Annotated in this window: 9 protein-coding genes; 8 read left to right on the plus strand and 1 reads right to left on the minus strand. The window is 65.1% G+C overall.

What is annotated here, in order from left to right:
• Positions 1-74 precede the first annotated feature (74 nt).
• From CPBF1521_RS07670 to CPBF1521_RS07685, 4 genes are all read left to right on the plus strand, one after another.
• Complete coding sequence (locus CPBF1521_RS07670; RefSeq protein WP_104583352.1) at positions 75-629, plus strand: NADPH-dependent FMN reductase; 555 nt, start codon at positions 75-77, stop codon at positions 627-629.
• A 222-nt stretch (positions 630-851) separates the two neighbouring features.
• Positions 852-2,279, plus strand: a complete 1,428-nt coding sequence (locus CPBF1521_RS07675; protein WP_104583351.1) for a replicative DNA helicase — start codon at positions 852-854, stop codon at positions 2,277-2,279.
• Between the two features lie 102 nt (positions 2,280-2,381).
• Positions 2,382-3,800 (plus strand): cryptochrome/photolyase family protein, encoded by a 1,419-nt coding sequence (locus tag CPBF1521_RS07680; RefSeq protein WP_115676630.1) that lies wholly within the window; start codon positions 2,382-2,384, stop codon positions 3,798-3,800.
• Positions 3,801-4,092: 292 nt separating this feature from the next.
• Positions 4,093-4,818 carry a YiaD family glycine zipper/OmpA-like lipoprotein gene (locus CPBF1521_RS07685; protein ID WP_016902719.1) on the plus strand — a complete coding sequence of 242 codons (726 nt, stop codon included), beginning with the start codon at positions 4,093-4,095 and terminating at the stop codon, positions 4,816-4,818.
• A gap of 1,089 nt (positions 4,819-5,907) precedes the next feature.
• Here CPBF1521_RS07685 and CPBF1521_RS07695 read toward each other — a convergent pair.
• Positions 5,908-6,942, minus strand: coding sequence for an XC_2801 family transcriptional regulator (locus CPBF1521_RS07695; protein WP_104583349.1), 1,035 nt, complete (start codon positions 6,940-6,942; stop codon positions 5,908-5,910).
• A 129-nt stretch (positions 6,943-7,071) separates the two neighbouring features.
• Here CPBF1521_RS07695 and CPBF1521_RS07700 point away from each other — a divergent pair, with 129 nt between their 5' ends.
• The 4 genes from CPBF1521_RS07700 to CPBF1521_RS07715 all read left to right on the plus strand — a co-directional run bounded on the left by CPBF1521_RS07700 (position 7,072) and on the right by CPBF1521_RS07715 (position 12,532).
• Positions 7,072-7,299 carry a hypothetical protein gene (locus CPBF1521_RS07700; RefSeq protein WP_115676632.1) on the plus strand — a complete coding sequence of 76 codons (228 nt, stop codon included), beginning with the start codon at positions 7,072-7,074 and terminating at the stop codon, positions 7,297-7,299.
• Positions 7,296-8,069 carry an SDR family oxidoreductase gene (locus CPBF1521_RS07705; RefSeq protein ID WP_104648380.1) on the plus strand — a complete coding sequence of 258 codons (774 nt, stop codon included), beginning with the start codon at positions 7,296-7,298 and terminating at the stop codon, positions 8,067-8,069. The genes CPBF1521_RS07700 and CPBF1521_RS07705 overlap by 4 nt, the downstream gene beginning before the upstream one ends.
• Positions 8,066-9,256: an efflux RND transporter periplasmic adaptor subunit gene (locus CPBF1521_RS07710; RefSeq protein WP_115676633.1), complete on the plus strand. Its 1,191-nt coding sequence runs from the start codon at positions 8,066-8,068 to the stop codon at positions 9,254-9,256. Before CPBF1521_RS07705 ends, CPBF1521_RS07710 begins: the two co-directional genes overlap by 4 nt.
• Before the next feature lie 105 nt (positions 9,257-9,361).
• Complete coding sequence (locus CPBF1521_RS07715) at positions 9,362-12,532, plus strand: efflux RND transporter permease subunit (protein WP_115676634.1); 3,171 nt, start codon at positions 9,362-9,364, stop codon at positions 12,530-12,532.
• Positions 12,533-12,559: the final 27 nt, after the last annotated feature.

Raw genomic sequence — 12,559 nt, forward strand, 5'->3', positions numbered from 1 at the left:
GGCGGCCGCGCTTCACCGGGTATGAGCGCCAGGCTGACTAAAGTCGGGCGCTGATTCCCCAATGGAGCGTTCCCATGAGCAAGATCACCATCGCCGTGCTGGTCGGCAGCCTGCGTGCAGCGTCCTACAACCGCCAGCTGGCGCACGCGCTGGAGCATCTGGCCGGCGACAAGGCGGTGTTCGAGTACCTGGAAATCGGCGACATCCCGCTGTACAACCAGGACCGCGACGGTGATTTTCCGGCTGAAGGCACGCGGCTGAAGCAGCAGATCCGGGCGGCGGATGCGGTGCTGTTCGTGACTCCCGAATACAACCGCTCGATTCCCGGCGTACTCAAGAACGCCCTCGATACCGGCTCGCGTCCCTACGGTGACAGCGCCTTTGCGGGTAAGCCGGCCGCCGTGGTCGGCATCTCGGTCGGGGCGATCGGCACCGCCACCGCGCAGCAGCATCTGCGCAATGTGTTGTCGTATCTGGACATGCATGTGCTCGGCCAGCCGGAAGTCTTCCTGCAGTACAAGGACGGGCTGTTCGGGGCCGACAACCAGATTGCCAACGCCGACAGCCGCAAGTTCCTGCAGGGCTTTGTCGACGCCTTCCTGGGCCTGACCGAACAGTTCAAGCGCTGAGTTGACCACAGCGGTGGTGCGCCTGGAGGCGGCCGCCGATGGCGGCCGGTGGTGCGGCGAAAACCCAGGCACCGCAGGCGTCTCGGCGGTTGCGACAGCTGCCGCGTAGAACGGTGATGCACCGGCTGTCCACCAGTTATCCACAGAGTTGTGCATGGTCGTCGGCGTCGCCGATGACTATGCTTCCTGCCTCCGTCTCCCTCGTGTCAGGTCTGTTTGTCCATGTCTGCTCGTCCTGGTTTCCGTTCCAAGCGCAATCGCGATCGCGACGACGATTACGATCGTCCCGAGCCGCGGCTTGACCAGTTGCGGGTGCCGCCGCATTCGGTCGAGGCCGAGCAGGCCGTGCTCGGCGGGCTGATGCTGGCGCCGGAGGCGTTCGACCGGGTCAACGACCAGCTGACCGACAACGATTTCTACCGCCGCGATCATCGCCTGATCTACCGCGCGATTCGCGAACTGAACGAAAAGGACCGCCCCTTCGATGCGGTGACCCTGGGCGAGTGGTTCGAATCGCAAGGCAAGCTGGAACAGGTGGGCGATGGCGCCTACCTGATCGAGCTGGCCAGCACCACGCCCTCGGCAGCCAATATCGCCGCCTACGCGGAGATCGTGCGCGACAAGGCGGTGCTGCGGCAACTGATCGAAGTGGGTACCACCATCGTCAACGACGGCTTCCAGCCCGAGGGTCGCGAAAGCGTGGAGTTGCTGTCGTCGGCGGAAAAGGCGGTGTTCAAGATCGCCGAGGCCGGCGCGCGAGGGCGCACCGACTTCGTGGCGATGCCGGGCGCATTGAAGGACGCCTTCGAAGAATTGCGCAGCCGTTTCGAAAACGGCGGCAACATCACCGGCCTGCCGACCGGCTACAACGATTTCGACGCGATGACCTCCGGCCTGCAGCCGACCGACCTGATCATCCTGGCCGCGCGTCCGGCGATGGGCAAGACCACCTTTGCGCTGAATATCGCCGAATACGCCGCGATCAAATCCAAGAAGGGCGTGGCGGTGTTCTCGATGGAAATGTCGGCCTCGCAGCTGGCCATGCGCCTGATCTCGTCCAATGGCCGCATCAATGCGCAGCGGCTGCGTACCGGTGCGCTGGAAGACGAGGACTGGGCGCGGGTGACCGGCGCGATCAAGATGCTGAAGGAAACCAAGATCTTCATCGACGACACGCCGGGCGTGTCGCCGGAAGTGCTGCGTTCCAAGTGCCGCCGACTCAAGCGCGAGCACGACCTTGGGCTGATCGTCATCGACTACCTGCAGCTGATGTCGGTGCCGGGCAACAGCGAAAACCGTGCGACCGAGATCTCGGAAATCTCGCGTTCGCTCAAGGGCCTGGCCAAGGAACTCAACGTGCCGGTGATCGCGTTGTCGCAGCTCAACCGCTCGCTGGAAACACGTACCGACAAGCGCCCGGTGATGGCCGACCTGCGCGAATCCGGCGCGATCGAGCAGGACGCGGATATGATCGTGTTCATCTACCGCGACGACTATTACAACAAGGAAAATTCGCCGGACAAGGGCCTGGCCGAGATCATCATCGGCAAGCACCGCGGCGGACCGACCGGTTCGTGCAAGCTCAAGTTCTTCGGCGAATACACCCGTTTCGACAATCTGGCCCACGACTCGGTAGGCAGTTTCGAGTAAGCGTCCCGCGTGGTGCCGGGCGGCAATCCGTCGCTGCGGCATCGCGCCATCGTTGCAGCGGCTGGCTTATCCTGCGCGCCTCATCGTCGCTGCCGAGCTTGTATGTCATACGCCATCGTCTGGTTCCGTCGCGATCTGCGCCTGGAAGACAACCCGGCCTTGCAGGCTGCGCTGGATGCGGGGCACCAGCCGATTCCGCTGTATATCGATGCGCCGCACGAAGAAGGCGAGTGGACACCGGGCGCGGCCTCGCGGAGCTGGCGGCATCGCTCGCTTGCGGCACTGGATGCGGCCTTGCGCGCGCTGGGCAGCGGCCTGGTCATTCGTGCCGGTGACAGCGCGCAGGTACTGGATGAGGTGATCGCGCAGACCAAGGCGGTGGCGGTGTACTGGAACCGCAAGTACGAGCCGGCCACACAGCCGCGCGATGCGCAGATCAAGCGCAGCTTGTGTGAGCGCGGGATCGAGGTGCACAGCTGCAACTCCGCACTGCTGTTCGAACCCTGGCAGTTGGCGACGCAGCAGGGCGGCCCGTATAAGGTGTTCACCCCGTTCTGGCGCAACGCACTCACGCAGCTGCAATTGCCTGCTGCCGCGCCGGCACCGCGCAGCCTGCCGCCGTTGCCGGCGCAAGTGAAGACTGTGGCGGTGGAGACGCTCGGGTTGCTGCCGACGCTGGACTGGGACCGGGGCTTCTGGGACCACTGGCAGCCCGGCGAGGCCGGCGCGCACGAGATGCTGGAGATCTTCATCGACGGTGCGCTGTCCGGCTACCGCGAAAACCGCGACCGGCCCGATCGGGTTGGCACCTCGCAGCTGTCGCCGCATCTGCACTTCGGCGAGATCGCGCCGTGGCGGATCGCCAGCACGCTGGAAGCCAATCGCAACGCACGCAACGCGGCGGAGATCGACGGCTATATCCGCCAATTGGGCTGGCGCGATTTTGCGTATCACCTGCTGCACCATTTTCCCGATACCACCAACCAGAATCTCAACCCGCGCTTCGAAGGCTTCGACTGGGCCAAGGTGGACCCGGTCGCGTTGCAGGCCTGGCAGCGCGGCCGCACCGGGATTCCGATCGTCGATGCCGGCATGCGCCAGCTCTGGCACACCGGCTGGATGCACAACCGCGTGCGCATGATCGTGGCGAGCCTGTTGTGCAAGCATCTGCGCGTGCACTGGATCGAAGGCGCGCGCTGGTTCTGGGACACGCTGGTGGATGCGGACCTGGCCAACAACACGATGGGCTGGCAATGGGTCGCCGGTACCGGCGCCGATGCAGCGCCGTATTTCCGCGTGTTCAACCCGGTCACGCAGGCGGAGAAGTTCGATCCGCAGGCGGCCTACATCACGCGCTGGATACCGGAACTCGGCAAGCTTGCGGTGAAGGAACGCTTCGCGCCGTGGCTGCATCCGTTGTCCTTGGCGCGTCTGGCACCGGAGTACCCGCGTACGCCGGTCATCGGTCTGGCCGAGGGCCGCGACGCGGCGTTGGCGGCCTATGCGAAAACGCGCGGATAAGCACGCGCGCCAGCGCGAAGGCCAACGGTGCTGCGTACTCACCTGAGACCCAAGCTCCGCGCGTTTCTTTTGCAGGGCTGAACCGTCGCATGCTTGCGCTGCGTCGCTTGCGTGGCACGCGCACGAAGACGATGCAGATATGTAAGGCGCAGTTCGAACGGAAAACGTTTTCCTGAATGCAGCACTAGCCAGATGCAGCCGGCGGTCGGTTTCATCATGCGCCAGTCGCGTTGGCCTGTTTATCCTCGCCGACACGATTGAGTGCCGGATGGTCCGGCCACAGGAGAACACCATGTCCCCAGCAGCCACCAAGAGCCTTGCCGTTGCCCTGGCCAGCGCCATCGCGTTGTCCGCCTGCGCCACCGGCGGCTCGTATGTGCAGCGCGACCAGTACGGCGAGCAGACGCAACAGCAGAATCGCACCGGCCGCAACGCGCTGATCGGTACTGCGATCGGTGTAGCCGCTGGTCTGCTGACCGGCGACAGCGCCACCGAGCGTCGTCAGCATGCGATGGTGGGTGCCGGCATCGGCGCGCTCAGCGGCGCGGCGGTTGGCCAGTACCAGGATCGCCAGGAGCGCGCGCTGCGTGAGCGCACCGCCAACACCGGTATCGAAGTGCAGCGCCAGGGCGACAACATCACCCTGAACCTGCCCGACGGCATCACCTTCGACTTCGGCAAGTCTGCGTTGAAGCCGCAGTTCTACAGCGCGCTCAATGGCGTGGCCTCCACGCTGCGCGAATACAACCAGACCATGGTGGAAGTGGTCGGTCATACCGACAGCGTGGGCAGCGACGCGGTCAATCAGCGTCTGTCCGAAGAACGCGCCGGCGCGGTCGCGCAGTACCTGACCGCACAGGGCGTGCAGCGCGAGCGGATGGAAACCATGGGTGCCGGCAAGCGCTACCCGATTGCCGACAACAGCACCGATGCCGGCCGCGCGCAGAACCGCCGCGTCGAAATCCGCCTGATTCCGCTGCGCTCCGAAGGTGCCGGAAACAACACCGGCATGCGTTGAGTGTGCCGCACTGAATCGTGACGAGTCGATTGACGAGCCGCGATGAGTAAACAAGACGGGCCGCGCAAGCGGCCTGTTTTTTTGCGCTGCGAATTTTTTTGATCAAGCGCGACGCGTCAGTCTCTTGAGTGCTGTTTTGGCGGGTGCGGTTCCATTGCGGTTGCGGGAGCCATGGGGCGGAATGGATCCTTCCATGGATGGATTTACGGCGTGCAGGGAGAAGGGAGGGGGAGAGCATCGCGACCTAGATCAACCGGCTTGAACATTCCATCACCGCAGAAGTTCGGGTTTTGGTCGCCTTTGTGGTGATTGGATGGTGTGGATGCGTCGGGTGCGAAGCTGCCGATCTGCGGGTCTTCTGCAGGGCCCTTGCCCGCCCACCATCGCAGGACACGCCGCAAGTACGTCCGTGTAGGCTCTGGCGCGGCATCCATGCCGCTCAAGGTCCCGCGACGGTGGGCGGGCAAGGACCTGTCGGGATGGTCGGTGTGCGTGGTTGCAAGCAGGGCACGAGGTGCGCTGAGCGGATCACTCTGGGTCCCATCAGCTTTTTATCGCCTTCCCATCGCAAACGGGGCGGCCGACAGGCTTTCAACACGTGACCTGCAAACTTCTCACCTGTCTGGCGCAAGCCGAGCGACATGCCTTCGAGAAGGCAGCCGACCAACTCTCTGGTGCGGTGTCCTTGCCGGTTGCGGGCTCCTCGGCGGCATGGATGCCGCCGAGGAGCCTCCATGGACGGATTCACGGCGTGTCCCGCAAGCGGTGAGGGCACCGCGCACTCGACCAACTGGTCTTTTGACTTGCAGTTAGACGCTATCGCTAGGCGTTGACCAACGCAGCTTCGGATCTCCAGACCACGCTAAAGCTCGCGCGTTCGGTCGCTTCAAGATTGCATCGGTCGACAGCGGTGATTCGCCATGACAAAAAGTACCAGCCTGATGGCACAGACACTCCTGCAACGATTCGGGATTCGAGATTAGCAGCCAGGACGTTTTCGCTTGTACGGGTAACGTCTCCCCATCGCCCTTGGGGCACCTTGTCCCGAGGGGGCGAGGGTGCTCCGTTAGGCGACTATTCGAGTGCTGACTACGCCGTGACGTTTTCCAGGATGCGCTTGCCTTCTGCACGCAATTGCGCGTCTGCGCCGACTTCGATCTTCGCATCGTTGTCGGCCTTCTGTGCCGCCAGACGCGCAGGGCACTGCGCCATCATGTAATCCGCATCGAAGTTCATCCGCGTCACCAGGAAGTCCACGAAGGCGCGCACTTTCGGCGAGACCAGACGGCCGCCGGCGAACACCGCGTTGAAGTCCACCTCCGGCCCGGTCCAACCCGCAAGCACCCGGCGGACCAGACCCGATTGCACGAATGGCTTGGCCATCACGTCGCCGGTCAGCAGCAAGCCTTCGCCGCATAGCACCGCGCCATTGAGCGCAGCCGGATCGTTGGCAACCATCAACGGATTGACCGGGAAATCGCGCACATCGCTGCCGTCGCTGAGCGACCAGAAAAAGCGGTTGTTGTGCACGTTGCGGTTCTTGCGCAGCGCCAGCGTGCGATGGAACTGCAGCTCGTCCGGATGCAACGGCTCGCCATAGCGCTCGATGTAGGACGGGCTGGCGAACACCTGCGTGCGCAGGCTGCCGAGCTTGCGCGCGACCAGATTGGAATCGGGCAGGGCGCCGACGCGCAATGCCAGATCGGCTTCGCCGCCGATCAGGTCCAGCTTCTCGTTGCCCAGATGCATGTCCAGCTGGATTTCCGGGTACTGCGCATGGAACTCGCCCAGCAATGGTGCGATCCAGGTGATGCCCAGCGAGTAGGGCACGGTGAAACGCAGCCAGCCGCGCGGGCCGGACTGCAATTGCCCGACGGCGCTCTCGGCCTCTTCCAGTTCGCGCGCGATGCGCTGGCAGTGTTCGTGGTACACCGAGCCGGCTTCGGTCAGGCCGATGCGGCGGGTGGTCCGGTGCAGCAGGCGGGCACCCAGGCGGGTTTCCAGCTCCTGCACCTTGCGGCTGACGGTGGTCTTGGGCAGGCCAAGCGCGTTGGCTGCCGCGATGAAGCTGCCTTGTTCGACCACCTTGACGAAGATCAGGGTGTCGTTGAGATCGTGAGTCATGGGACTGCCTTCCGGGGGTCAGGAGGGATTAGACCGCTTACGGGACGATTATTCCCCTAAATCCGGACTAATCAAGTGCTGGTTTGAGGCCTAACTTATGCGCCATCCCCTCCATCCAGGAGCACGGCCATGTGGTTGTGCAATGTGTTCGGCATGTCGTCCGCCTCCCGTAGCGCCATCGAAGGCGCCTTCGATCCCGTGATTCCGGCGGCGAGAAGCCCGCGTGCCAGTGTTTCACGTGCATTTTCGACGCCGCCCAGGCGTCAGGCCGGCGGGGCGCCTGCGCAGCGGACCGGACTGTCGGCGCGTCTGGCGCAGCGTGGCATTGTCCCGATGTCGGGAGTGAAAGTCCCATGACCGGGATGGTCCAATCCGAGACGGCCGTCATCGGCGGCACGGGCGATGTCGGCGCCGGGATCGTCGCCGCCTTGCTCGATGCCGGGATGCCGGTGCTGGTGATTGGACGCGACACCGCCAAGCTCGACGCGCTGCGCGCGCAGCATGGCAACACACCGCTGCTGGAGACCTTGCGGGGTTCGGTGGCCGACGACGCCTCGGCGCAGGCGCTGGCCGGCGAACTGGCGCAGCGCCCGCGTCCGCTGGCGGCGGTGATCGCCAGCCTGGGCAGCCCGCTGAAGGCCGGCCGCCTGCTGGACCGCCCGGTCGCTGCGCTGCGTCGCCGCCTGGAGCGCGACGTGCTGCCGCATCTGGCGGCCGCGCGGCATCTGCTGCCGCTGCTGGCCGAGGCCGAGGGCGGCGGTCGCTACCTGCTGCTGGGCAGCCCCTGCGCGCTGCGTGCCTGGGCTGCGCACGGCGATACCTCCGTTGCCGCCGCGGCCACGCGCATGCTCGCCCAGGTCCTGCACGAGGAAGCCAAGCCGTTCGGCGTCCGCGTGCATCTGCTGTCGGTCGAGCAGCCGGTGTGCACGCCGGGCCGTGCCAAGGATGCGTGTCCGGAATGGATCCGCGCCGTGGATGTCGGCCGCGCCGCAGTCTCGCTGATCGCCGGGCCTGGCCAGCCCGGGCAAGCCATCGTGACCGTCAGCCGTCGCCCGCACGCCGCTCCATCGGCCGACCGGCTTGCCGGTCTGCATTTTCCCATCCCCACCCGAGAGATCTCCCCATGACCCCGAACGCCACCCCGTTCCGTTTTCCCTTGCGTACTGTATTGACGGGCGCCGTACTCGCGGTTGTGCTGGCCGGTTGCGGTAGCAAGGCTGCCGAGACCGGTGCGCCGCCGCCGCCCAGCGTCAGCGTCGCCCCGGTGTTGATGAAGGAAATCAGCCAGTGGGACGAATTCAGCGGCCGCATCGAGCCGGTGGAAAGCGTCGAGCTGCGCCCGCGCGTGTCCGGTTATATCGACAAGGTCAATTACGTCGAAGGCGCCGAGGTGAAGAAGGGCGATGTGCTCTTCAGCATCGACGACCGCAGCTACCGTGCCGAATTCGCCCGCGCCAACGCCGCGCTGGTGCGTGCACGCACGCAGTCCACGCTGGCCCGCAGCGAGGCGGCACGCGCGCGCAAATTGTCCGACCAGCAGGCCATTTCCACCGAGACCTGGGAGCAGCGTCGCGCTGCCGCCGATCAGGCCGACGCCGATCTGCTGGCCGCGCAGGCTGCGCTGGATACCGCCAAGCTCAACCTGGACTGGACCCGCGTGCGTGCGCCGATCGATGGCCGCGCCGGACGTGCGATGGTCACCGCCGGCAACCTGGTCACCGCCAGCGACAGCGCCAGCGTGCTGACCACGCTGGTGTCGCTGGACAAGGTGTTCGTGTACTTCGATGCCGACGAAGGCACCTTCCTGCGTTATTCGCAGATGGCGCGCAACGGCGAGCGCCCGGATGCGCGCGGTGGCGAGTTGCCGGTGCGCATCGGCCTGGTCGGCGAGCAGGGCTTCCCGCACACCGGGCGCGTGGATTTCCTGGATAACCAGGTCACCCGCAGCACCGGCACCATCCGCGTGCGCGCAGTGCTGGACAACGCCCAGCGCCAGTTCACGCCGGGCCTGTATGCGCACGTGCAGTTGCTGGGCAGCGGCCAGTTCAAGGCCATGCTGGTCGACGAAAAGGCCGTGCTGACCGACCAGGACCGCAAGTACGTGTACGTGGTCGACAAGGACGGCAAGGCACAACGGCGCGATATCGAGCTTGGCCGCAATGCCGACGGCCTGCGCATCGTGCGCAAGGGACTGGCTGCCGGCGACCGCGTGGTGGTCGATGGCGTGCAGAAGATCTTCATGCCCGGCATGCCGGTCGATGCCAAGCCCGTTGCCATGGCCACCGCACCGGACAAGCGCACCGCGTCGAACTGATTCATCGCTGCATCGCACCCGTGACCACCGGCCTCGCAACGAGGCCGGCTCGGGCCCGCTGTGCCGCGCCGCCATCCGGCGGCAACCTCTTTCAGGACCACCCCCATGGACTTTTCCCGTTTTTTCATCGACCGACCGATCTTTGCCGCGGTGCTGTCGATCATCATCTTCGCCGCCGGCCTGATCGCCATGCCGCTGCTGCCCATCAGCGAGTACCCGGAAGTGGTGCCGCCGAGCGTGCAGGTGCGTGCGGTGTATCCGGGCGCCAACCCCAAGGTCATCGCCGAGACCGTCGCCACGCCGCTTGAGGAAGCCATCAACGGCGTGGAAGACATGATGTACATGAAGTCGGTCGCCGGCTCCGATGGCGTGCTGGTGGTCACCGTGACCTTCAAGCCGGGCACCGATCCGGACCAGGCGCAGGTGCAGGTGCAGAACCGCGTCAGCCAGGCGCAGGCGCGTCTGCCCGAGGACGTGCGGCGCCAGGGCGTGACCACGCAGAAGCAGTCGCCGACGCTGACCATGGTCGTGCATCTGACCTCGCCCAAGGGCAAGTACGACTCGCTGTACCTGAGCAACTACGCCACCTTGAAGGTCAAGGACGAGCTGTCGCGCCTGCCGGGCGTGGGCCAGATCCAGATCTTCGGTGCCGGCGATTACGCCATGCGCATCTGGCTGGATCCGGACAAGGTCGCCGCGCGCGGGCTCACCGCCAGCGATGTGGTCGCGGCCATCCGCGAGCAGAACGTGCAGGTCTCCGCCGGCCAGCTCGGTGCCGAGCCAATGCCCAACAAGAGCGATTTCCTGCTCTCGATCAATGCCCAGGGCCGCCTGACCACCGAAGAAGAATTCGGCAACATCGTGATCCGCAGCGGCAACAGCGGCGAGATCGTGCGCCTGTCGGATGTGGCGCGCCTGGAACTGGGCGCCGGCAACTACACCTTGCGCTCGCAGCTGGACAACAAGAACGCGGTCGGCATGGGCGTGTTCCAGTCGCCCGGTGCCAACGCGATCGAGTTGTCCGATGCGGTGCGCGCCAAGATGGCCGAGCTGGAAAAGCAGTTCCCGCAGGACATGGCGTGGTCGGCTGCGTACGACCCGACCGTGTTCGTGCGCGACTCGATCAGCGCGGTGGTGCATACCTTGCTGGAAGCGGTGCTGCTGGTGGTGCTGGTGGTGATCCTGTTCCTGCAGACCTGGCGCGCCTCGATCATTCCGTTGCTGGCGGTGCCGGTGTCGGTGGTCGGTACGTTCGCCGCGCTGTACCTGCTGGGTTTTTCGATCAACACGCTGAGCCTGTTCGGCCTGGTGCTGGCGATCGGCATCGTGGTCGACGATGCGATCGTGGTGGTGGAAAATGTCGAACGCAACATCGAAGAAGGCCTGGCCCCTCTGGCCGCGGCGCATCAGGCGATGCGCGAAGTCTCCGGGCCGATCATCGCGATCGCGCTGGTGCTGTGCGCGGTGTTCGTGCCGATGGCGTTCCTGTCGGGCGTGACCGGCCAGTTCTACAAGCAGTTCGCGGTGACCATCGCCATTTCCACGGTGATTTCGGCGATCAACTCGCTGACCCTGTCGCCGGCACTGGCCGCCATGCTGCTCAAGCCGCATGACGCACCGAAAGATGGCCCATCGCGGTTGATCGACCGCTTGTTCGGCTGGTTGTTCCGTCCGTTCAACCGCTTCTTCAACAGCAGTTCGCACAAGTACCAGGGCGCGGTCTCGCGGACCCTGGGCAAGCGTGGCGTGGTGTTCGCGGTGTATGTGCTGCTGCTGGTGGTCACCGGTTTCATGTTCAAGGTGGTGCCGGGCGGCTTCATCCCGACCCAGGACAAGCTGTACCTGATTGCCGGCACCAAGTTGCCGGAAGGCGCCTCGCTGGAACGCACCAACGAGGTGATCCGTCAGATCACCCAGATCGCCTTGCAGACCGAAGGCGTGGACCACGCGATCGCGTTTCCGGGCCTGAATCCACTGCAGTTCACCAATACGCCCAATACCGGCACGGTATTCCTGACGCTCAAGCCGTTCAGTCAGCGCAGCCGCACGGCGGCGCAGATCAACGCGGAGATCAATGCGCGCATCAGCCAGATCCAGCAGGGTTTTGCGTTTGCGTTCATGCCGCCGCCGATCCTGGGCCTGGGGCAGGGCTCGGGCTACTCGCTGTATATCCAGGACCGCGCCGGCCTGGGCTATGGCCAGTTGCAGAGTGCGGTCAATGCGATGTCCGGTGCGATCTCGCAGACGCCGGGCATGCAGTTCCCGATCGGCACGTATCAGGCCAATGTGCCGCAGCTCGATGCCAAGGTCGATCGCGACAAGGCCAAGGCACAGGGCGTGCCGCTGACCAATCTGTTCGACACGCTGCAGACCTATCTGGGCTCGTCCTACATCAACGACTTCAATCGCTTCGGTCGCACCTACCAGGTGATCGCCCAGGCCGATGGACAGTTCCGCGACAGCGTCGAGGACATCGCCAACCTGCGCACCCGCAACGATCGCGGGCAGATGGTGCCGATCGGCAGCATGGTCACGCTGGGGCAGACCTACGGCCCGGATCCGGTGATCCGCTACAACGGCTATCCGGCCGCCGATCTGATCGGTGAGGCGGACCCGCGCGTGCTCTCCTCCACCCAGGCGATGCAGACGCTGGCCGGCATGGCGCCGAAGGTGTTGCCCAATGGCATGAACATCGAGTGGACCGACCTGAGCTATCAGCAATCCACCCAGGGCAACTCGGCGTTGATCGTGTTCCCGATGGCGGTGTTGCTGGCGTTCCTGGTGCTGGCCGCGTTGTACGAGAGCTGGACGCTGCCGCTGGCGGTGATCCTGATCGTGCCGATGACCCTGCTGTCTGCCTTGTTCGGCGTGTGGCTCACCGGTGGCGACAACAACGTGTTCGTGCAGGTAGGCCTGGTGGTGCTGATGGGCCTGGCATGCAAGAACGCGATCCTGATCGTGGAGTTCGCCCGCGAACTCGAAATGCACGGCAAGGGCATCGTCGAGGCCGCGCTGGAAGCCTGCCGCCTGCGTCTGCGTCCGATCGTGATGACCTCCATCGCCTTCATCGCCGGCACCGTGCCGCTGGTGTTCGGGCATGGCGCCGGCGCCGAAGTGCGCTCGGTCACCGGCATCACCGTGTTCGCCGGCATGCTTGGCGTGACCCTGTTCGGGCTATTCCTGACCCCGGTGTTCTACGTGGCCCTGCGCAAGTGGGTGACGCGTCGCGAACCCGCCGCACCGGCCGCTGTTGCGCACGATCACGTCAAGGCGTGAGTGCGTCATTCCCAACCCCCATTCGCA

Origin of the sequence: Xanthomonas euroxanthea (assembly GCF_900476395.1) — a bacterium.
Classification (GTDB): Bacteria; Pseudomonadota; Gammaproteobacteria; order Xanthomonadales; family Xanthomonadaceae; genus Xanthomonas; species Xanthomonas euroxanthea.

Coding starts and splice junctions, on each gene's coding strand:
- CPBF1521_RS07675 (WP_104583351.1), top strand. CDS start 852: ATGTCTGCTCGTCCTGGTTTCCGTTCCAAGCGCAATCGCGATCGCGAC.
- CPBF1521_RS07710 (WP_115676633.1), top strand. CDS start 8,066: ATGACCCCGAACGCCACCCCGTTCCGTTTTCCCTTGCGTACTGTATTG.
- CPBF1521_RS07700 (WP_115676632.1), top strand. CDS start 7,072: ATGTGGTTGTGCAATGTGTTCGGCATGTCGTCCGCCTCCCGTAGCGCC.
- CPBF1521_RS07715 (WP_115676634.1), top strand. CDS start 9,362: ATGGACTTTTCCCGTTTTTTCATCGACCGACCGATCTTTGCCGCGGTG.
- CPBF1521_RS07695 (WP_104583349.1), bottom strand. CDS start 6,942: ATGACTCACGATCTCAACGACACCCTGATCTTCGTCAAGGTGGTCGAA.
- CPBF1521_RS07670 (WP_104583352.1), top strand. CDS start 75: ATGAGCAAGATCACCATCGCCGTGCTGGTCGGCAGCCTGCGTGCAGCG.
- CPBF1521_RS07705 (WP_104648380.1), top strand. CDS start 7,296: ATGACCGGGATGGTCCAATCCGAGACGGCCGTCATCGGCGGCACGGGC.
- CPBF1521_RS07680 (WP_115676630.1), top strand. CDS start 2,382: ATGTCATACGCCATCGTCTGGTTCCGTCGCGATCTGCGCCTGGAAGAC.
- CPBF1521_RS07685 (WP_016902719.1), top strand. CDS start 4,093: ATGTCCCCAGCAGCCACCAAGAGCCTTGCCGTTGCCCTGGCCAGCGCC.